The sequence below is a fragment of the Nocardioides sp. WG-D5 genome (genome assembly GCF_054031175.1).
In genome coordinates this window covers 2,363,149-2,383,158 of the sequence record NZ_CM132928.1, presented here as the reverse complement: position 1 = coordinate 2,383,158, position 20,010 = coordinate 2,363,149, and the positions used below count along the sequence as shown (strand labels likewise).

The following is a 20,010-nucleotide window of genomic DNA, read 5'->3' as shown; positions in this document are numbered from 1 at the left end:
TTGCTAGACGCTCGGGATCTGGATCGTGTCCGCGACCCGGCGCGCGTGCTCGGCCATCGAGCGGGCGATGTTGGCGGACTCGCCGAGGTGGCGGCAGGGATCGAGCAGCGCGGTGATCTCGTCGCGGCTGAAGTGGGCCGAGACCTCGGGGGAGGCGGCGAGCAGCGAGGCGAAGTCGAGCTCCTCCACGGCGGAGCGCTGGGCCAGCTCGAAGACGACGTCGTGGGCGACCTGGCGGCCGATGCGCTCACCGAGCTCGAGCATCAGGGACTCCGAGCCGATGAGGCCGCCGGAGAGGGCCAGGTTGGCGCGCATCCGGTCCTCGTCGAAGGTCAGGCCGGTGAAGATGACCACGAGCCGGGCCAGGACGTCACCTGCGAGACGCGACGCCTGGGCGACCGCGTCCTCGAGGATCCCGGTCATGGCGCCATTGGCCTCGTGGTCGTGGAGCATCGACTCCATCGCCGGGGCGACGAGCCCGCGCAGCTGGGTGGCGGCGGTGATCACGTCCAGCGTCAGCTGCGGGTTGCGCTTGTGGGGCATCGTCGAGGAGCCGATGGTGCCCTCCGGGATCGGCTCGAAGGCCTCGCCGAACTCGGGCTGCATCATCGAGTAGACGTCCTTGCCGATCTTGCCGGCGGTGCCACCGAGCATCCCCAGGATCGAGACCCACTCGACCATGCCGTCGTTGATCGCGCGCGAGGGGACGGGCATCGAGCCCATGTCGAGCCGGGACGCGGTCTCGGTCTCGATGGCGCGAGCGTGGGTGCCGAAGGAGGCCATGGTGCCGGCAGCGCCGCCCATCAGCAGACGGAAGACGCGGTCCTCGACCGAGCGGAGCCGGTCGACGTGCGCGGCGATCTCGTCGATCCAGATGGCGACCTTGAAGCCGAAGGTGATCGGAACGGCGTGCTGGGAGTGCGTACGTCCCGGCATCGGCACCTCGGCGCCGGCCTCGGCGACCTTCGACAGCGAGCGGAGCAGGTCGCCGAGCAGGTCGAGGATCTTGTCGTGTGCCTGGCGCAGCAGGATCAGGTCGGCGGTCTGGGTGATGTTCTGCGTGGTCGCGCCCCAGTGGACCCAGCCGCCGTGCTTCGCGCCGACGACCCGGCAGAGCTCCTCGACCAGCGGGGTCAGCGGGTGGCTGTGCTCGGCGGTCGCCTTCTCGATGCGGTCGAGGTCGAGCTTGTCCAGGTCGGCGGCCTCGGCGATCGCCTCGCCGGCCTCCGCCGGGATCACCTTCACGGCCGCTTCTGCCTCGGCGAGTGCCGCCTCGACGTCGAGTCGCGCCTGGAGGCGTGCCTCGTAGGTGAACAGGTCTCCGATGCCGTGGTCGGGGACTCGTCCATCGGTGAATCGGCTGCTCGAGCCCGCGCTCATGGCGAGTGATCCTTTACGTGTCGTTCACACAATGATTGGAAAACAGAAACCCAATCTTAATCCACGCAAAGCGCAAACACCCGTGATCGTGTGCTGCATCACTTGGATCGTGCAAGTGAACTGAAACAGGCCGCGCCACATGACACGACCTGGATCCGTGGAGCGGACGACGAGGCGTCGACCCTGGCAGTCAGTTTACCCCACCCCACATCCACTCTTCCGTGCTTCCGCGGACCGGGATTCGGTGCTGGCTCTTCATGACGGTGATGGGCCTGGACAAGAATATCGGGACTATCCGGGGGCGGGGGCGAGTGTCCGGATCGCGGGGCTGAGCGTCACCCGTTCCGGCATCTGCGCCTGGATATCACGGACTGGACGTCGTCCCGTGCATCTGGAACGCGTTCCTGGTTACCGTGTCTGGTACCAACGGGGCAGTCTGGGTGACTACTCCTACGTGGGGTGCGACACCACGATGGGCGCCGTTGGTGCCGTGGTCTCGGGCACCGACCCGGGGCCGCGGTCTAGTTGGCGGGCCCGACATGGCCTGCTGGCGAAGGGCCGGAGAGTGCACGACGTACGGACCCCCGCCGTCGTCGTGCCGAAGAACTGGCGTTGCTCGCGAATGAGGACCAGCGTCCTCCACGAGAGATTGCGGTTCCAGTTGCTGGCTCTGGAGAGTGAGCGCTCGGTCGACGGACTGGGCGCTCTTCTTCATGTGCGCGGCACGGGGACCGGCCGCCAGGCCCGCACGCCACCGCGATGACGATGGGCGCACCTTGGGGGCATCTGGGGCCCAAACAGAAACCCGCACTGACGACGATGACGACGAAAGTGCGGGCTGATCTGCTGTGTTACGTGGAGCGGACGACGAGGCTCGAACTCGCGACATCAACCTTGGGAAGGTTGCGCTCTACCAACTGAGCTACGTCCGCAGGTGCGACCAGGATGTTACCCCACCCGCGTGGCCAGGTGTGAACCGACTCAGGAAAGTCGTGTCATCCGGGGATAGCGAGCCGACAGCCCGTCGCCGGCGGGGCCGCGCAGCATGCGGCGTACGGCCCAGGGGAGCGCCCGGGCGGCCAGCCGCCGGACCTCGCGGATCGGGGCGGCCAGGCCGTTCGGGCCCGGCTCCTCGATGACGACCAGCGGCTTCGGGGTGGGCAGGTGGTGGCGTACGCCGAGGGTGTCGAGGACCTTGATCGCCATCAGCTGATGGCCGGGAGCCCCCAGGAAGCCGTGGCCGTCCCAGTAGCCCGCGTCGTCGTACTCGGTCATCCGCCAGAAGTCGACCAGCGTCGCTCCCCGCCGCTGCGCGATCTCCCGGACGGCCTCGTTGTAGACCGCGAAGCGTCCGCGCAGCAGCCGCCCGACGGTGGAGGCCCGGGCGCCGTACGCGGTGAAGACCAGCACCTTCGCGCCGCTGTCGACCAGCTGCCCGATCGCGGTCTCGTAGGTCGCGAGCAGGGCGTCGATGTCGACGTGCGGCCACATCAGGTCGACCGACCCGCCGTAGATCGTCACCACGTCCGGCTCGAGCGCGAGCGCCGCCGACACCTGCTCCTTGACGATCCGGTCGATCCCACGGCCGCGGACGGCGAGGTTGGCGTAGCTGAACTCGGGGGTCCGCTCGGCCATCACCTCGGCCACTCGGTCGGCCCAGCCGCGTACGCCGTTCGGGCGTCGGACGTCGGTGTCACCGACGCCCTCGGTGAAGGAGTCGCCCAGCGCGACGTACCGGCGATAGCCGCCGGGGATCAGCGCATCCAGTGCCATGCGTCTGATTCAACCGGGTTTACGCCGGGACGTACGACTCTGACGTGGAATCTGTGACGGATGGGGTAGATGGTGCTGTGGATCAGGGCAGGACCGTCGGGACCAGGTCTTTCAGCATGCTTCTGACGGTGGATTTGGCCGCGATCACGTTGAGCATGTCGTCCCAGACCGAGAGAACCAGCACCACCCGATCTATGCGGAGCGAGCCTGCGCCCCAGCCGTCTCCAGCGCCGACGGTCGCTTCGTCGCCGATGATCTCCGGATCGCCGTCGATGATGCCCGGTGCTGCTGCAGCCGCAGAGGCCACGTTCGGGTACTCCAGTACGTGGAGGATCGTCTCGGTCTCAGGATCGTCCTCGGGCTCGTCCTTCGGGAGGATCCAGCAATAGGAGGCCGAGGTCGGTTTCGGTATCTCGGTGAGCAGGGGAAAGGTCTTCTGTTGCTCAGCCCAATCCGGCGATCCGACCTTCGCGACGCCGAACTGTGACTTCACGGCCGACTCGCTCGTGAAGTACGCGTCAGACTTGGCCAGTGATCGGCATGGCTCCCCGTACACGTACACGTCCTGGATCGACTTGATCCGCGAGGTCTGTGGTGTTGGCGACGGAGCGGAGGATGCGGCTGTCGGGCTCGCCGACGAGGTGGTCGGAGCGCTGCTGGCGGTGGATGGCTTCGGATCCGCGTTCGCACGTGGATCGGATCCGCAACCGGCGGCAAACAGTGCGCTCGCGACGGAAAGTGAGAGTGCCCGAGTCACAGAGGAGTTGTGACGCACAAGCGCAGCCTATGGCGGCGGCTAACGGTGCGCACGAGAACCGGTAAGTTGGCCTCGTGCTGCTGAGCGACAAGGACATCCTGACCGAGATCCACGACGGAAGGATCGTCATCGACCCCTGGGACGAGTCGATGCTGCAGCCGTCGTCCGTCGACGTACGTCTGGACCGGTTCTTCCGGGTCTTCGACAACCACAAGTACGCCACGATCGACCCGGCCGTGGACCAGTCCGAGCTCACCCGGCAGATAGAGACCGAGGGCGACGAGCCGTTCATCCTGCACCCGGGGGAGTTCGTGCTCGGGTCGACGTACGAGACCGTGACCCTGCCCGACGACATCGCCGCTCGCGTCGAGGGGAAGTCGTCGCTGGGACGGCTCGGGCTGCTCACCCACGCCACCGCCGGCTTCGTTGACCCGGGTTTCTCGGGTCACGTGACCCTCGAGCTCGCCAACGTCGCGACGCTGCCGATCAAGCTCTACCCGGGCATGAAGATCGGCCAGTACTGCTTCTTCCGGCTCACCTCGCCGGCGCAGAACCCCTACGGCAGCGAGAAGTACGGCAGCCGCTACCAGGGCCAGCGCGGCCCGACCGCCTCGCGCAGCTTCCAGAGCTTCCACCGCACCAAGATCTGAGCGGGTCTGTCGGTGGTCGCCGCTAGGGTCGGGTGGATGAGTGAGACACCGTTCCTGGCCCCCGACGGCCAGACGCGTTGCGCGTGGGCCGGCGGGGCGCCCGAGTTCTTGGACTATCACGACACCGAGTGGGGCTTTCCTGCCGGCGGTGACGTGCGGCTCTTCGAGAAGGTCTGTCTCGAGGGGTTCCAGAGCGGGCTGTCGTGGCGCACGATCCTCAACAAGCGGCCGGCGTTCCGCGAGGTCTTCGCGGGCTTCGACTTCCACAAGGTCGCCGAGTTCGACGAGGGTGACGTCGAGCGGCTCCTGCAGGACGCGCGGATCATCCGCCACCGCGGCAAGATCGAGGCGGCGATCAACAACGCGCGCCGCGCGGTCGAGCTCGTCGAGGAGCGCGGGTCGCTGGCTGCGTACGTCTGGGACTTCGAGCCCGAGCCGTTGAAAGTCCCGGAGGTGGTGGCCACCTCGCCCGCCTCGGTTAGCCTCTCCAAAGACCTCAAGAAGCGCGGCTGGAAGTTCGTCGGGCCGACGACGATGTACGCGTTCATGCAGTCGATGGGGATCATCAACGACCACTCGCTCGACTGCGTGATCCGGGATCGGGTCGAGGCCGAGCGGGCGGCGTTCGTCAGGCCCTGACCTGTCCATATCCGGGGCCCGATACCTCGCGTCGAGGCAAGATGTGTTTAGGCTGTCCTAACTAAGCATTGCCTAACCCGAGGTGGTTTCCCCCGTGATTCGTCGATCCGTTCTCATCGCAGCGAGCCTCGTGCTCGCTGCCACCGGCCTGGCTGCGTGCAGCACAGGCGCGACCGACTCCGCGGACAGCTCCGCGGACTCCGCTTCGAAGGCAGACAAGGGCGCCTTCCCTGTCACCGTCGAGCACGCCTACGGCAGCACCGAGATCACCGAGGAGCCGACCAACGTCGCCACCATCGGCTGGTCGGACCACGACGTGGCGCTGTCGCTGGGCGTCGTCCCGGTCGCAGCCCAGGCCATCACCTGGGGCGGTAACGAGCAGCAGTCGACCGACTGGTTCGACGCCGAGCTGAAGGAGGTCGGCGGCAAGCAGCCGGTGCGCTACAACGCCGACACCAGCATCCCCTTCACCGAGATCAGCAAGGCTGCGCCCGACCTGATCCTGGCCACCAACTCGGGCATCACCGAGGCCGACTACAAGAAGCTCAGTGAGATCGCCCCGACCGTCGCCTTCCCCGGTGACCCGTGGCTGACCTCCTGGCAGGACTCGCTCGAGATGATCGGCAAGGCCACCGGGCGGGTCACCCTGTCCGAGGAGGTCAAGAAGGAGACCGAGGACAAGATCGCGCAGGCCCAGAAGGACCACCCGCAGATCGTCGGCGCCAGCTACCTGGTCACCGGTGTCCAGGACAACTCCAAGCTTGGCACCATCGGCCTCTACGGCGCCGGCGACGCCCGCCCGCAGATGCTCACCCAGCTCGGCATGGAGCTCGCCCCGGTCGCCGACAAGCTCGTCCCGGCCGGCCAGTTCTACACCGACGTCTCCGCGGAGAAGGCTCCCGAGCTGGAGTCCGAGGTGCTGATCAACCTCGGCTACACCGCGGGCAGCTTCGAGGCCCTGCAGAAGGACAAGCTGCTCAGCCAGATCCCGGCGATCAAGAACGGCCACTACCTCGACGTGACCGACCAGCCGCTGTCCCTGACCTTCTCCGCCGCGAGCACCCTGTCGATCCCCTACTTCATCGACGAGCTCGTTCCCTCGATCGCCGAGGCGGTCGACGGCGGGAAGGTCAACGTCACCGCGGCTGAGTGAAGCCCGCGTTGACCATCCGTACGCCTCTGGCCCCGGCCGACCCGGCAGCAGCTGCCGCCGCGGTCGTCCGGGGTCGACGGCTGCCCGGGGTCGGACTCATCCTGGGTGTGCTGCTCCTCGCGGCGGTGGCCTCGGTCCTGCTCGGCGCCGAGTGGGTCCCGCCCACCGGTCTCTTCGACGACGGCAGCTTCGGGCAGGCGATCCTGGAGAACCGGATCGCCCGCACCGCCATCGCCTTCGCCGTCGGCGGCGCGCTCGCGCTCGGCGGTGCCTGCCTGCAGGGGCTCACCCGCAACCCGTTGGCCGACCCGGGACTGCTCGGCCTCAACGCCGGCGCGGCCTTCGCGGTCGTCGTGGCGCTGGTCTACGTCGGTGCCACCGGTCTCGACTCGCTGCTCTGGGCCGCCTTCATCGGCGCGGCCGTGGCCGCGATCCTCGTGCACGGCATCGCCGCGATCGGCCGCGACGGCGCCACTCCCGCCAAGCTGGTGCTGGCCGGCGCGGCGCTGACCGCGGCGCTGACCAGCTGGACCAGCGGCATCCTGCTGATGGACCACAAGGGCCTGGAGGTCTTCCGGCAGTGGCAGGTCGGCACCATCGGCAGCGACTGGGGCGACCTCGCGGTCTGTGCTCCGTTCCTCGCCGTGGGTGCCCTGCTGGCGCTGCTGGGCGCGCGGGTCCTGGACGCGCTCGCGCTCGGCGACGACCTCGCCAAGGGACTCGGCCGCCGCACCGGTCTGGACCGGGTGGTCGTCGGGATCGCGGTGGTGCTGCTCAGCGGCACCGCCACCGCCCTGGTCGGCCCGGTCGCCTTCGTCGGCCTGGTCGTCCCGCACGCCGTACGCGCCCTGGTCGGTCCCAGCTACACCCTCGTGCTGCCGCTCTCGATCGCCGCCGGGGCCGCGCTCACCGCCATCGCCGACGCGCTCGGCCGGGTGGTGCTGCCGCCCACCGAGGTGCAGGTCGGCATCATGACGGCCGTCGTCGGCGTACCTGCATTCGTGTGGTTCCTGCGACGTGGACGGATGGCGGGCCTGTGAGCACAGCAACTGCCGAACCGACCCGGCCCGTCGACGTCGTACGCAAGGCCCGGCGGGCGCCGCGACGACGCCATGCCCTCGTCATCGCGGCCCTGGTGGTCCTCCTCTTCGGAGCCTTCGTCGCCCGGGTGCTGCTCGGCAACTTCATCATCACCGTGCCCGACTTCTTCAGGATCCTCGGCGGTGCCGAGATCCCGGGCGCGACCTTCCTGCTGATGTCGGAGAAGCTCCCCAGGGCGATCCTCGGCGTGCTGGTCGGGATCGCGTTCGGCAGCGCCGGCGCGGTCTTCCAGAGCACCCTGCGCAACCCGCTGGCGAGCCCCGACATCGTCGGCGTCTCGCTCGGCGCGAGCGCGTCGGCGGTCTTCGCGATCGTGGTGCTCGACCTGCAGGGGCTGGCCCTGAGCATCGCCGCGATCGTGGGGGCGATCGCGATCGCGGTGGCGGTCCGGCTCGTGGCCGGCTCCGACGGCAGCTACCGGCTCGTCCTGGTCGGCGTCACCGCCGCGGCCGCGATGACCGCGGTCGTCCACTACCTCTTCACCCGCGCCAACGAGTTCGACGCCCTGCTCGTGCTGCGCTGGCTGACCGGCGCGCTCAACGGCGTCACCTGGCCGACGATCTGGACGCTGCTGGGCTTCCTGGTCGTGCTCGTCCCTGCGCTGATCCTGACCGCACGGTCCGCCCAGATCCTCCAGCTCGGCCCGGACGTGGCCACCGGGCTGGGCGTCAGCCGGCGGCGTACGGACCTGCTGCTCCTGCTCGCCGTCCTGCTCACCGCTCTCGGCGTCGCCGCCGCCGGTCCGGTCGCCTTCGTCGCGTTCGTCGCAGGACCGATCTCGAGGGCGCTCAACGGCGGGCGTACGACGCTGGTCGGCGCTGCGCTCGTCGGCGCCATCGTGATGGTGGCGGGCGACTACATCGCCGACTATGCGGTCCCCGGCGTCTCCTTCCCGGTAGGCGTCGTCACCGGTGCGTTCGGGGCGCCGTTCCTGTTGTGGTTGCTCGCCGCCGGGCGGGCTGGAAGGCGATGACATGAAAGAGGCCCAGATGAGACTCGCTGCGGAGAGTGTGAGCCTCGGCTACGGCGCAGACCTGGTCGTCGACGGCGTCTCGCTCGAGATCCCCGACGGCCTCACCACGGTGATCGTCGGCGCCAACGGCTGCGGGAAGTCGACCCTGCTGCGCGGCATGGCGCGGCTGCTGAAGCCCATCTCGGGGCAGGTCGTGCTCGACGGCAAGGCGGTCCACAAGCAGCCGACTCGCGCGGTGGCCAAGACGCTCGGCCTGATGCCGCAGTCGCCGGTCGCTCCCGAGGGCATCACCGTCGTCGACCTGGTCGGCCGCGGACGCCAGCCGCACCGCGGTGCCCTTCAGCGCTGGTCGTCCGAGGACGACGCCGCGGTCGCGGAGGCGCTCGAGCTGACCGACACCCTCGACCTGGCCGACCGTGTCGTCGACGAGCTCTCCGGCGGTCAGCGGCAGCGGGTCTGGGTGGCGATGGCGCTCGCCCAGCAGACCGACCTGCTGCTCCTCGACGAGCCGACCACGTTCCTCGACGTCGCCCACCAGGTCGACCTGCTCGACCTCCTCCACGGGCTGCGCTCCTCGCGAGGGACCACCGTCGTGATGGTGCTCCACGACCTCAACCTGGCGGCCCGCTACGCCGACCACCTGATCGCGATGAGCGGCGGAAAGGTCGCCGCCACCGGCACGCCCGCCGAGGTGGTGACCGCCGACCGCGTCGAGCAGGTCTTCGGGCTGGAGTGCCAGGTCATCCACGACCCCGTCTCGGGCACACCGCTGGTCGTCCCGATCGGACGCCACCACCGACCCGCAGCTCACCCCCACGCACAAGGAGCCTGACATGCCCATCCTCGCCCGCGTCTCGGTACGCTCCGTCGAGCGCCTCTCGCCCTCCTTCGCCCGGATCGAGCTGGTCGGCGACGACCTGGCCGACTTCGGCAACGACGGGCCGAGCCTCGATCAGCGCATCAAGCTCTTCTTCCCGGCCACCCCGGGCGTGCTGCCGGAGCTCTCGGCCGAGGACTGGTACGCCGAGTGGCTCGCCCTCCCCGACGACGAGCGCCCGCGGATGCGCACCTACACGATCCGCTCGATCGAGGGGGAGGGGATCGAGAAGCGCCTGTACGTCGACTTCGTGCTCCATCCCGGAGCGCACGGTCCCGGCTCCGACTGGGCCGGTGCGGCCGAGCCGGGCGACGAGATCATGGTGGCCGGCCCCAAGCTCGGCGAGCCCTACGGCGGGATCGAGTGGCTCCCCGGCGACGCGACCCGGCTGCTCCTGGTCGGCGACGAGACCGCCGTCCCGGCGATCGTCTCCATCCTCGAGTCCCTGCCGGCGGACGCCACCGGATCGGCCTTCCTGGAGGTGCCGGTCGCCGGTGACGTACAGGAGGTGGCTGCGCCCGAGGGGCTGAAGGTCACCTGGCTGCCGCGCGAGGGTGCGCCGGTCGGTGGTCCGGCCCTGGCCGCCGTCGGCGGCCTGCTCGGCTTCGAGGCGACGCCCGAGGACGTCACCTCGGTCGAGGTCGAGGACCCGGACCTGTGGGAGACCCCGATCTACTCGTCCTCCGGCGAGGAGGTCGCGGTCGCCGAGAGCGGCTCGGCGAGCGGCTCCGAGAACGGCGAGGACGGGCGCTACGCCTGGATCGCCGGAGAGTCCCGGATGGTCACCGCACTGCGCCGTCACCTCGTCAACGAGCTCGAGATGCCCCGCAAGCAGGTGGCCTTCATGGGCTACTGGCGCGAAGGCGTGTCGATGAAGGGGTGACCCAGCGCGGTTTTGACGCGTGCGCGTGGTTAAGTTTGGTGCGCCCAATCAAATAGAAGGGTCTCGGAATGCAAGCAAGCATCCTGGCCGCGGACACCCTGATCCAGGCCAACACGGTCGATTATCTCCTGATCGCCATCTACTTCGCGTTCGTCCTCGGCATCGGCTTCCTGGCCAGCCGTGGCATGTCGAACTCGGTCGACTTCTTCCTCTCGGGCCGGTCGCTGCCCGCCTGGGTCACCGGGCTCGCCTTCATCTCGGCGAACCTCGGTGCGGTCGAGATCATGGGTATGTCGGCAACGGGAGCTCAGCTCGGGCTCCCGACCGTCCATTACTTCTGGATCGGTGCGATTCCCGCGATGTTGTTCCTGGGTGTCGTGATGATGCCCTTCTACTACGGCTCGAAGGTGCGCTCGGTCCCCGAGTTCATGAAGCGCCGTTTCGGCACCGGTGCCCACCTGGTCAACGCGCTCTCGTTCGCGCTGGCGCAGCTGCTCATCGCCGGTATCAACCTCTACCTGCTCGGCTCGATCGTGCACGCGCTGCTCGGCTGGCCGCTGTGGGTGGCGCTGATCGTGGCCGCCCTGATCGTGCTGTCCTACATCACCCTCGGCGGTCTGAAGGCCGCGATCTACAACGAGGTGCTGCAGTTCTTCGTGATCGTCGCCGCGCTGCTGCCGCTGACCCTGCTCGGTCTCCACCGGGTCGGTGGCTGGGACGGCCTCACCTCGAAGATCGAGAAGGCCGCGGCGGCCAACCCCGACACCATCGCGCCTGCCGCTGACCAGCTCAACTCCTGGCCCGGTGCGGCCCTGACCGGCTTCGGCTCCGACTTCCTCTCGGTCGTCGGCATCGTGTTCGGTCTCGGCTTCGTGCTCTCCTTCGGCTACTGGACCACCAACTTCGTCGAGGTCCAGCGCGCGATGGCGGCCGACTCGATCTCGGCCGCCCGGAAGACGCCGATCATCGGTGCCTTCCCGAAGATGTTCATCCCGTTCATCACCATCTTCCCCGGCATGATCGCGGCGGTCCTGGTCACCGAGATCGCGCGTACGAAGGCAGGGGAGGCGGTGCCGGGTGGTGCCTCCGGTGAGGGCGTGACCTACAACGACTCGCTGCTCTACCTGATGGCGGAGGTGCTGCCCAACGGTCTGCTCGGGCTGGCGATCACCGGTCTGCTGGCCGCGTTCATGGCCGGTATGGCGGCCAACGTCTCCGCGTTCAACACGGTGGTGTCCTTCGACATCATCCAGGAGTACATCATCAAGGACCGCCCCGACGACTTCTATGTCAAGCTGGGGCGCTGGGCGACCGTCGCGGCGACCGCCATCGCGATCTTCACCGCGGTGCTGGCCTCCAACTTCTCCAACATCATGGACTACCTGCAGACCCTGTTCGGGTTCTTCAACGCGCCGCTGTTCGCGACGTTCATCCTGGGTATGTTCTGGAAGCGGATGACCGCGACCGCCGGTTGGACCGGTCTGGTCTCCGGCACCCTGGCGGCCGTGCTCGTCGGCATCCTCGCCGACGGCACGCTCGGCGGGCTCTCCGTCGGTGTCCTGCCGCTCTCCGGCCAGGGCGCCTCGTTCGTGGCGGCCGGTGCGGCCTTCGTGGTCGACATCGTGGTCAGCGTGATCGTCTCGCTGGTGACCGCGCCGAAGCCGGAAGGCTCCCTGAAGGGTCTGGTCTACTCCGAGACCCCGAAGGAGGACCTGGTCGACGCCGAGGACGCCGGTCGCCCGTGGTGGGAGCGCCCGGTGCCGCTGGCGGGTGTCGCGCTGGTCCTGGTCATCATCCTGAACGTGATCTTCTAGAGGAGGCTGAGATGTCCACCGAAACCAACAAGGGGTTCCTTGCGGTGCTGTTGTCGCTCTTCGACATCCGCAACGTGATCGGGTCCCTGCTCGCGGTCTACGGCATCATCCTGCTGCTGATGGGCCTGTTCGGCGACCCCGAGGTCGACAAGACCGGCGGCCCCAACGCCAACCTGTGGGCCGGCATCGTCCTGCTCGTCATCGGTGCCGTCTTCATCGCCTGGGGCGTCCTGCGGCCGGTCGTGCCGGACGCTCCTGGCTCCAGCAAGGTGAACGAGGACAAGTAGCCCGTTCGGCTCAGAGTCCTACGAGCGTGATGTCGCCACTGACGGTGGTGGTACGCAGCTCGACATAGGGCTCACCCGCGGCCGGTGCGCCAGCGCTCTCGACAGTGCTGGTGCACCGGCCGCTCACTGTGTTGACGTCGGTCCACACCGGGGTGCCGTTCGGGATCCCGATGCGTACGTCAGAGGAGGCTCCCTTCACCGAGATCCGGCCCGCGCTGACCGAGTGGATGGCGAAGTCACCGGCACCCGTCGAGTGGCTCACGTCGCCCTCGACCTCGTCGATCTCCACGCTGCCGGAGCCGGTCTTGGTGTGCAGGTCGTGGGCCGTACCGATCCGGATGTCACCGGATCCCGACTTGATCGAGGCGCGCCCGTCGAGGGTGTCGGCCTCGATGTCTCCCGAGCCGGTCTCGACCTGGAACTCCTCGGTGACCCGGTCGACCCGTACGTCGCCCGAGCCGGTCTGGAGCCATGCCGCCCGGAGGACGCCCTGGGTGGCGATGTCGGCGCTCCCGGTGCGGACGCGCAGCTGGCTGCGGGCCGGGACGGTCACCGCGATGTCGTAGCGCCGCGAGCGGCTGAACGGGCCCTTGTGCGGGTCGACGATGTTGATGGTGTCGCCGTTCTGCTCGACCACGAGATGCTCGGCGTCGTCGCCGTCGATCTCGATGGTCGTCTCCTCGGCGTCGGTCGCCGAGACCTCGAGGTTGCCCTTCCCGAACTCGACGAACAGCTTGGCGGGTGCGGTGGACATGAAGGTGTACGTGCTCATGATGATGCTCCTGAGGGTGTGCTGATCTACCGGACCGGCCGGGCGGCCGTCCGTTGGTGCGTCTGGGTTCAGGTCAGAGCCAGCCGGTCATCCGGCGGTCGGACCTGCCGCGGTTGCTTCCGCGGAACGGATCGAGGCTGTTCATCGCCTCGGTGACGATGTGGGGGATCGCGGAGAGGTCGACGTCGACGTTGACCGCGTTCTCCCGGGTGGCCGCGCGTACGGCGCCGACGAGCCAGGTGTTGAGCGACTGGCCGGCCTCGGCCGCCGCCTCCTCGGCCTTCGCCTTGAGCGACTCCGGGATGCGCAGGGTCACCCGGGCGAGGGAGTCGTCGGCCTCGGGCTCCGGCGGCGCCGGGGGAGTCGGGGGAGCGGGCGGCGCCGGGGGCGCGGGAGGGGTCGGCGGGATCGGCTCCGCGATCTCCGGCAGCGTGACCCCGAACTCCAGGTCACGTCCCCGCAGACGTACGTCCACGTTGCCCGTCGGCAGCTCCGCCGTGATCTCCGCGGCTGCCTGGCTCACCGCCTCCATGACCGCCAGCCGAGCCGCCGGGTCGAGTGCGTAGGTGAGCCGCTCCGCGGTCTCCCGAGCCTCCGGCCCCGATGCCTCGGCCGCGGCCAACAGGTCTCGTCGCAGGCTGTCGATGTACGGCGTGATGTCCATGTGCACCACTATGACATCACGATGACGTCATCGCAACCCGAATCTGATGTCACGTGATGTCAGGCCTGTGCTGAGGCCTCGGCGAAATGACGATGACACCTTGTGAAGTGCTCACAAGGTGTCATCGTCTGGTGCAGCGAGCTGCGGCAGGTCAGAGGTCGAAGAGCGACCCTGCCTCGTGGATGTCGACGTCGGTACGCGGCGTGTGAGCGTATCCGCTCACGGCCGGCGCCGGCTTCGGCTCCGGTGCGGGGGCGGGCTTGGCCTCGGGCTCCGGCTCGGCCGGGGCCTCCACCTCGACGGCCGTGTCCTCGGCAGGCGTCTCCTCGACCACGGCCTCCGGCGCAGCCTCGGCGGCGGGAGCAGGTGCCGCAGGCGCAGGAGCCGCGGCGGCGACCGTGCCCTCCGGCGCCTCGATGTCGAAGAGAGAGCCGAGGCTGTCGAAGTCGACGTCGGTCTTCGGCTCCGAGGTCACCCCCGAACCCGCCGCAGGAGCAGCGGGCGCGGCAGGTGCGACCGGAGCAGCAGCCTCGGGCGCCTCGGCCGGAGCAGCGGCCTCGACCGGCGCAGCGGCCTCGGGAGCCTTCGCGGGAGCGGGCTCAGGCTCGCTCGCCGGGATGTCGAAGAGCGAACCACCAGCGCTGAGGTCGATGCTCGGCTCCTCGGCGGCCGGAGCCGCAGCCGGGGCGGGTGCCTCGGGCTCGGCGGCCGGAGGCGCTGCCTTCGCCTCGGGAGCCGGTGCGGCCTCCTCGGCAGGTGCGGCCGGGATGTCGAAGAGCGAGCCGCCCCCACCCAGGTCGACAGCAGGCTCCTCGGCCGCCGGTGCCGGAGCAGCCGGCGCCGCCTTCGCCTCGGGTGCGGCAGCAGGCTCCGCCTCCTGCGCGGGGACGTCGAAGAGCGACCCACCGGTCCCGAGATCGGCAGCAGGCTCCTCGGCCGGCTTCTCCGCGGTCAGCTTCTCTTCGGCGGGTGCCTCGGCAGGCGTGTCGAAGAGCGACCCACCGTCGTCGAACAGGGAGCCACCCGAGGCCGGCTTCTCCGGCTCGACGGCCGGAGCGGGCGTGTCGAAGAGCGAGCCGCCGCCCGACGTACCGCCCGAGGCCGGCTCGGCCGGGGCAGGGGTGTCGAAGAGCGAGGACGCGTCGGCCGGAGCCTTCGGGGCCTCAGCGGTCTCAGCGGCCTCGGCAGGGGAGTCGAAGAGCGACGAGCCCGCGGCAGCACCGGCGGCCGGGGCGGCCTCCTCGACAGCCGGAGCGGCCTTGGTGGCGGCACCGACCTTCGCACCCTCACCCGGGGCCAGCTTGGTGGCCTGCTCGCCCTTCACGGACGCGAGCAGCATCTGCGCGACGTCGAGGACCTCGACCTCCTCGCGCGCCGAGCCGTTGGCCTGGGCCTTGGTCAGGCCGTCGGAGAGCATGACGCGGCAGAACGGGCAGCCGACGGCGATCTGGTCGGCGCCGGTGGCGACGGCCTCGTCGGTGCGGTTCTCGTTGATCCGCGACCCGATCTTCTCCTCCATCCACATCCGGGCACCACCGGCACCACAGCAGAAGGAGCGCTCGGAGTTGCGCGGCATCTCCTTGTACTCGGCGCCCGGCATGATCTGCAGCAGCTCGCGCGGCGGCTCGTAGACGCCGTTGTGGCGACCGATGTAGCACGGGTCGTGGTAGGTGATGGAGCGCTTGTGGGCGCCGGCGCCGTCCGCGATCGGAGTCAGCTTGCCCTCGCGTACGAGACGGTTGAGCAGCTGGGTGTGGTGGACGACCTCGAGCTCGATGCCGAACTCCTTGTACTCGTTCTTCAGCGTGTTGAAGCAGTGAGCACAGGTGGTGACGGCCTTCTTGACCTTGAACTCCTTGAACGTCTCGACGTTCTGCTGAGCCAGGCCCTGGAAGACGAACTCGTTGCCGGCGCGGCGGGCGGAGTCACCGGTGCAGGTCTCGCCGTTGCCGAGTACGCCGAAGGTGACCCCGGCCATGTCGAGCAGCTCGGCCACGGCGCGGGTGGTCTTCTTGGCCCGGTCCTCGTAGGCGCCGGCGCAGCCGACCCAGAACAGCCAGTCGACCTCCTCCAGCGACTCGATGTCCTTGCCGACCTCCTTGACCTCGAAGGGCAGGTCCTTGGCCCAGTCCATGCGCGCGTTGGCGTTCATGTTCCACGGGTTGCCCTTGCCCTCGAGGCCCTTGAACAGGCCGTTGAGCTCGGAGGGGAAGTTCGACTCGACGAGCACCTGGTAGCGGCGCATGTCCATGATGTGGTCGACGTGCTCGATGTCGACGGGGCACTGCTGGACGCAGGCACCGCACGAGGTGCACGACCAGAGCACGTCCTCGTCGATGACGAAGCCGCCGTCCTCGGGGTTGTAGAACCAGTCGAGGACCTCGGTGTTGCTCTCGGCGCCGGCCGGAGCGGCGTCGGCCTTGCCGATCAGCGGCTTCTCCTTGAGGTCGGAGTCACCGGCGGCGGCGTACGCGTGCTCGCGCAGACCCATCACCAGCAGCTTCGGCGAGAGCGGCTTCTCGGTGTTCCAGGCGGGGCACTGCGACTGGCAGCGACCACACTCGGTGCAGGTGGTGAAGTCGAGGATGCCCTTCCAGGAGAAGTCCTGGATCGAGCCGACACCGAGGATGGCGTCCTCGGGGATGCGGTCCTCCTCGACGTCCTCGAGGGTGACGGGCTTGCCGTCGATGAGCATCGGCTTGATCGCGCCGAGCGCGGTGCCGAGCGGGCGGGCGCCGTCGACGGAGGACGTACGCGAACCCGGCTCGCGCTTGAACCAGATGTTGAACCAGGCGGTGAAGCGGTGCCAGGCGACACCCATCGTCAGGTGGGTGGAGACGATGGTCAGCCAGATCAGCGCCGTGATGATCTTGAAGGCCGCGATCGCGTAGATGACGTTCTCGAGCGTGTGGATCGCGTCGGGGCCGGTGGGGTAGAGCGCCCCGAAGAACTGCGAGATCGGGAAGTGGAACGCGGTGGCGTGCTCGGCGACCTCGCCGCCGTGGGCCTTGGCCAGGTTGTACTCCGCGCCGCGGATGAACAGGATCGCCGCGCTCTCGACCAGCACCATCGCCTCGACGAAGAACGCCTGCCACTGAGTGGAGCCGAAGAACCGGGTGCCGCGGCCCATCTGCGCGGGCTGATGCGTCAGCCGGTAGATGATCAGCGGGATGATGCCCAGCGAGCCGAGCAGGCCGAGGATCTCGGCGATCCACTCGTAGGCGAACAGCTTGCCGACCACCGGCAGCGTCCACTCCGGGTCGAAGAGCTGGAAGTACGCCGCGCCGACCGCCGTGGAGAGCACGATGAACGCCGCGAAGGCGAACCAGTGCAGGATCCCGACCCAGGTCCACTGCAGCATGCGGGTGTGGAGGACGGTCTCTTTCAACATCGTCAGGGTGCGGGCCAGCGGCTGGTCGACGCGGCTGATCGGCGTACCGATCTTGATGACCGCGAGCATCGACCGGACCGCCTTGATCACCAGGTAGGCGGTGGCCACCGTTGCCGCGAGACACACGACGATGGCGATGATCTGCAACATGCCTAGGCGCTCCTCATCAGGGGGCAGGACTGCCGGAATACAGCCGAGCCTAGTGCTTGTGCTCGGTTCGGCCGTGTAAGGGTGGGTTGATACTACCCGTCGGTAACTTCAGAACGAAGAAACGGCCCGCGACCTGGTCAGGACGCGGGCCGTTTCTTAGGACAGCCTTAGTGGATCAAGGCCTCACGCGTTCGAGTTCACCTTGAACTTGGCGTGACCGATGTTCACGACCGTCTTGGTGCCCTTGGTCGCGTCGAGGAGCGTCAGCCGCAGGGCGACGACCTCGACCAGGTTCTTGCTGCGCTCGACGACGACCTTGGTCTCGATCTTGGCCAGGCCGGGGATGTCGACGCGGGAGAGCGCCGACTCGAGCTGGGCGAGGGAGACCTTCTGGTCACCGACGTAGATGTCACCGAACTTGGTGCCCGAGATGGACGTCGAGGCGCCCTTGCCCTTGACGAACTTGGCGTTCGCCTGGGCGCGGATGGCCTCGATGCGGATCGCACCGTCGCCGATGTTGACGCTGGCGACCTCACCGAAGGTGTAACCCTCGGCGGTGGTCTTGGTCTGGTTCGAGCGCTGACCGCTGGTCAGGCCCTTGACGTCCAGGATGTCACCCGCGTTGCCCAGCGGCACGCCGGCGATGGACTTGGTCTTCAGCTTGCCCTTGGTGCCGGCGCAGCCGGCGTTGGTCAGCGGGTTCTTGCCGACCTGGACGGCGCCGCCGAGAGCGGTGGCGTCGACGGAGTCAGCGAAACCGCGGAAGGTCGCGGTGAAGGCCTGGCCGTTGATCTCGGCGCGGGAGCGACCGACGATGACCTCGGAGTCGCTGCCGTGGAGCTTGATCCAGATGCCGTTGGCGTAAGCCTCGGCGCCGTCGGCGTTGGTCTTCTCGACGGTGTTGCCGATGCCGATGGTGGCGATGCCGGGGATGACCAGCGGCTTGTCACGGCCGGGGATCGGGAGGTCGATCTTCTGGCCGGGGCCGGCCGGGTCGAGGACCACGTGAGCGATCTTGGCCTTGGAGTCGGCCTTGTAGCCCTTGCCGTCCCACCAAGCCTGGGAGACCGAGCTCAGACCCTCGACGGTGACCTTGCCCAGCGGGCTCTTGTCGAGGACGACGTCGGCGATCTTGTGCTCCGAGATGGACTTGACCGTCTCGCCGGACTTGATCGTCCGCTGCTTGGTCGTGGTCGCACCGATCGTGCCGATGCCGGGCACCTTGGCGCCGGCGGTGTTGTTGTTGACGTTGTGACCAGCCTTACGGGTGCAGCCGATGGTCTGGTACCCAAGGTCGCCCGAGTTGGCCGGGATGCTTCCACCGGTCACGCGGGTACCGAAGCCGCTCGCGAACATCCCGAAAGAGGTGTTCGTCAGTGCGGCCTGTGAGGGCGCCGGCACAACCAGAACTGCGCCGACGACGGCGGCAGCGGCTGCGGACAGCGCAAGCGTACGGATGCTTCGCATTGTTGGTTGGACTCCGATTCTGCGGTGGGGATCCCCCAAGATCCCCGCAACGGGGCCGTGCCACCTGCCAGATCCGGGGGAACCTGGCGCACTCCCGAGTTAAGGGGTGGCACATCGGGCAAACGAGAGAAAACCACGGAAGTTATCGGGACGGAGGTCCTATTTCTAGATGACCCTTCCTGGCCATGGGTAACCCACCCGGGCATAGGCAAACGGGCCGTGACCTCGGAGGAGGTCACGGCCCGTTCGAAGACCCTCGCTTACGGGGTCAAGTCGAGCTGAATTCCGGTGAGACCGTCGATCACGCCGGTCACGGTGTCGAGCACCGGGGCCACGACGTTCTCGCCGATCGACGGGGGAGCCGGTGCCGGGGTCGGCTCGGGCTCGGGGTTCGGCTCGGGCTCCGGCTCGGGGTTCGGCGCGGGCGCGGGCTCGGGGGCCGGCTGGGGAGCGGGCTTCGGGTCCTTGTCCTCCAGGGGGGTCGCGGTCTGCGGGGTGGAGACGGATCCGCTGGCGGCGTGGGCGCCACCGTAGGCCTCGGCCGTGGAGGGGGCGTCGTAGTCGCCGCTGGAGTGCTTGCCGGGAGCCGCGCGTCCGGCCGTGCGGGAGAAGAGGGTGGTCTCCTCCGGTGCGATCACGCCGGGGGCGTCGATGACCTTCTGCTCGGTGTCGACGACCGCGATGGCGTCGTACTGGTCGGCGTGGGCCTTGACCTGCTGGGTCTCGATGTCCGGGTCGACGTTCGACTGGGCGAAGGCGCCGAGGCCGGCCGAGGCGATCGCCATCGCCGCGAGCGGCAGCAGCACCGCCTTCTTGCTGCGGGCACGGTTCTTCGGGATCCGGTACTCCGCGACCGCCGCGTTCCGGTCCGGCACCTGCGCGGCGGCGTACGGCGGCATCGCCGGGTTGGCGAACGTCACCGGTCCGGCGGGGTGGTACTGCTGAGCCGTGTAGGGGCTCGGCTGGTAGGCGTACTGCGGCAGCCGGGTGTGCGGAGGCAGCGGGCGCTGGTAGTTGGGCCGCGGCGGCTGGTAGCGGACGGGGACGGGAGCGGGCTGCACGGGGACGAGCGCCGTGCCGGGCTGTGGCGGCGGGGCGTACGGAATGTGACGCGGCCGCCCCCGGTCGGGGGCGGCGTTGGTCTTGGGAGAGTCGAACCACGACTCGGTCGCCGGCGACAGCCCCTCGAGAGCGCGGTTGGCGATCTCGAGGGGGTCGGCCGTGGCGTCGTTCTTGCTGCGCATCTGTGGGGCGTGGTGTCGAGCCGGCGTGGGCGGGA

Annotated in this window: 17 protein-coding genes and 1 tRNA gene; 9 read left to right on the top strand and 9 right to left on the bottom strand. The window is 68.8% G+C overall.

Annotated features, from left to right (window positions below; translation table 11 throughout):
- Positions 1-3: 3 nt before the first annotated feature.
- From ACWZJV_RS11640 to ACWZJV_RS11625, 4 genes are all read right to left on the bottom strand, one after another.
- The gene (locus ACWZJV_RS11640) at positions 4-1,380 is read right to left on the bottom strand and encodes a class-II fumarase/aspartase family protein (protein WP_196872581.1); all 1,377 of its coding nucleotides are present in this window, start codon (positions 1,378-1,380) and stop codon (positions 4-6) included.
- Positions 1,381-2,236: 856 nt separating this feature from the next.
- Positions 2,237-2,312, bottom strand: a tRNA-Gly gene (locus ACWZJV_RS11635).
- 49 nt (positions 2,313-2,361) lie between these two features.
- Complete coding sequence (locus ACWZJV_RS11630) at positions 2,362-3,153, bottom strand: SGNH/GDSL hydrolase family protein (RefSeq protein ID WP_457181544.1); 792 nt, start codon at positions 3,151-3,153, stop codon at positions 2,362-2,364.
- Positions 3,154-3,235: 82 nt separating this feature from the next.
- Positions 3,236-3,928: a hypothetical protein gene (locus ACWZJV_RS11625; protein ID WP_196872582.1), complete on the bottom strand. Its 693-nt coding sequence runs from the start codon at positions 3,926-3,928 to the stop codon at positions 3,236-3,238.
- 56 nt (positions 3,929-3,984) lie between these two features.
- Here ACWZJV_RS11625 and dcd point away from each other — a divergent pair, with 56 nt between their 5' ends.
- From dcd to ACWZJV_RS11580, 9 genes are all read left to right on the top strand, one after another.
- On the top strand, positions 3,985-4,560 hold the full coding sequence (gene dcd, locus ACWZJV_RS11620; RefSeq protein ID WP_008354516.1) for a dCTP deaminase: 576 nt from the start codon (positions 3,985-3,987) through the stop codon (positions 4,558-4,560).
- Between the two features lie 36 nt (positions 4,561-4,596).
- A complete protein-coding gene (locus tag ACWZJV_RS11615) occupies positions 4,597-5,199 on the top strand; it encodes a DNA-3-methyladenine glycosylase I (protein ID WP_008354514.1) in 603 nt (200 codons plus the stop codon).
- A gap of 94 nt (positions 5,200-5,293) precedes the next feature.
- The gene (locus tag ACWZJV_RS11610; protein WP_008354512.1) at positions 5,294-6,352 is read left to right on the top strand and encodes an iron-siderophore ABC transporter substrate-binding protein; all 1,059 of its coding nucleotides are present in this window, start codon (positions 5,294-5,296) and stop codon (positions 6,350-6,352) included.
- Between the two features lie 8 nt (positions 6,353-6,360).
- On the top strand, positions 6,361-7,392 hold the full coding sequence (locus ACWZJV_RS11605) for a FecCD family ABC transporter permease (RefSeq protein WP_457181543.1): 1,032 nt from the start codon (positions 6,361-6,363) through the stop codon (positions 7,390-7,392).
- Positions 7,389-8,426: a FecCD family ABC transporter permease gene (locus tag ACWZJV_RS11600; protein ID WP_457181542.1), complete on the top strand. Its 1,038-nt coding sequence runs from the start codon at positions 7,389-7,391 to the stop codon at positions 8,424-8,426. The genes ACWZJV_RS11605 and ACWZJV_RS11600 overlap by 4 nt, the downstream gene beginning before the upstream one ends.
- A 16-nt stretch (positions 8,427-8,442) precedes the next feature.
- The gene (locus ACWZJV_RS11595; protein ID WP_457181541.1) at positions 8,443-9,258 is read left to right on the top strand and encodes an ABC transporter ATP-binding protein; all 816 of its coding nucleotides are present in this window, start codon (positions 8,443-8,445) and stop codon (positions 9,256-9,258) included.
- 1 nt (position 9,259) lies between these two features.
- A complete protein-coding gene (locus ACWZJV_RS11590; RefSeq protein ID WP_196872587.1) occupies positions 9,260-10,186 on the top strand; it encodes a siderophore-interacting protein in 927 nt (308 codons plus the stop codon).
- Positions 10,187-10,269: 83 nt separating this feature from the next.
- Positions 10,270-12,000: a sodium:solute symporter family protein gene (locus ACWZJV_RS11585; protein WP_196876268.1), complete on the top strand. Its 1,731-nt coding sequence runs from the start codon at positions 10,270-10,272 to the stop codon at positions 11,998-12,000.
- A gap of 11 nt (positions 12,001-12,011) precedes the next feature.
- Positions 12,012-12,287, top strand: a complete 276-nt coding sequence (locus tag ACWZJV_RS11580) for a hypothetical protein (protein ID WP_008360358.1) — start codon at positions 12,012-12,014, stop codon at positions 12,285-12,287.
- A 10-nt stretch (positions 12,288-12,297) separates the two neighbouring features.
- Here ACWZJV_RS11580 and ACWZJV_RS11575 read toward each other — a convergent pair whose 3' ends face one another.
- The 5 genes from ACWZJV_RS11575 to ACWZJV_RS11555 all read right to left on the bottom strand — a co-directional run bounded on the left by ACWZJV_RS11575 (position 12,298) and on the right by ACWZJV_RS11555 (position 19,975).
- Complete coding sequence (locus tag ACWZJV_RS11575) at positions 12,298-13,059, bottom strand: DUF4097 family beta strand repeat-containing protein (protein ID WP_196872588.1); 762 nt, start codon at positions 13,057-13,059, stop codon at positions 12,298-12,300.
- 73 nt (positions 13,060-13,132) lie between these two features.
- Positions 13,133-13,723 (bottom strand): toxin-antitoxin system HicB family antitoxin, encoded by a 591-nt coding sequence (locus tag ACWZJV_RS11570; RefSeq protein ID WP_457181540.1) that lies wholly within the window; start codon positions 13,721-13,723, stop codon positions 13,133-13,135.
- Positions 13,724-13,874: 151 nt separating this feature from the next.
- Positions 13,875-17,264, bottom strand: a complete 3,390-nt coding sequence (locus ACWZJV_RS11565; protein ID WP_457181539.1) for a heterodisulfide reductase-related iron-sulfur binding cluster — start codon at positions 17,262-17,264, stop codon at positions 13,875-13,877.
- A gap of 183 nt (positions 17,265-17,447) precedes the next feature.
- Positions 17,448-18,620, bottom strand: coding sequence for a choice-of-anchor P family protein (locus tag ACWZJV_RS11560; RefSeq protein ID WP_457181947.1), 1,173 nt, complete (start codon positions 18,618-18,620; stop codon positions 17,448-17,450).
- A gap of 371 nt (positions 18,621-18,991) precedes the next feature.
- A complete protein-coding gene (locus ACWZJV_RS11555; RefSeq protein WP_040755855.1) occupies positions 18,992-19,975 on the bottom strand; it encodes a hypothetical protein in 984 nt (327 codons plus the stop codon).
- Positions 19,976-20,010: the final 35 nt, after the last annotated feature.

Bases quoted from the DNA above. Each gene is read 5' to 3' on its own strand.
- ACWZJV_RS11640 (WP_196872581.1), bottom strand. From the start codon at position 1,380: ATGAGCGCGGGCTCGAGCAGCCGATTCACCGATGGACGAGTCCCCGAC.
- ACWZJV_RS11590 (WP_196872587.1), top strand. From the start codon at position 9,260: ATGCCCATCCTCGCCCGCGTCTCGGTACGCTCCGTCGAGCGCCTCTCG.
- ACWZJV_RS11580 (WP_008360358.1), top strand. From the start codon at position 12,012: ATGTCCACCGAAACCAACAAGGGGTTCCTTGCGGTGCTGTTGTCGCTC.
- ACWZJV_RS11575 (WP_196872588.1), bottom strand. From the start codon at position 13,059: ATGAGCACGTACACCTTCATGTCCACCGCACCCGCCAAGCTGTTCGTC.
- ACWZJV_RS11565 (WP_457181539.1), bottom strand. From the start codon at position 17,264: ATGTTGCAGATCATCGCCATCGTCGTGTGTCTCGCGGCAACGGTGGCC.
- ACWZJV_RS11560 (WP_457181947.1), bottom strand. From the start codon at position 18,620: ATGTTCGCGAGCGGCTTCGGTACCCGCGTGACCGGTGGAAGCATCCCG.
- ACWZJV_RS11555 (WP_040755855.1), bottom strand. From the start codon at position 19,975: ATGCGCAGCAAGAACGACGCCACGGCCGACCCCCTCGAGATCGCCAAC.
- ACWZJV_RS11615 (WP_008354514.1), top strand. From the start codon at position 4,597: ATGAGTGAGACACCGTTCCTGGCCCCCGACGGCCAGACGCGTTGCGCG.
- ACWZJV_RS11570 (WP_457181540.1), bottom strand. From the start codon at position 13,723: ATGGACATCACGCCGTACATCGACAGCCTGCGACGAGACCTGTTGGCC.
- ACWZJV_RS11595 (WP_457181541.1), top strand. From the start codon at position 8,443: ATGAGACTCGCTGCGGAGAGTGTGAGCCTCGGCTACGGCGCAGACCTG.
- ACWZJV_RS11630 (WP_457181544.1), bottom strand. From the start codon at position 3,153: ATGGCACTGGATGCGCTGATCCCCGGCGGCTATCGCCGGTACGTCGCG.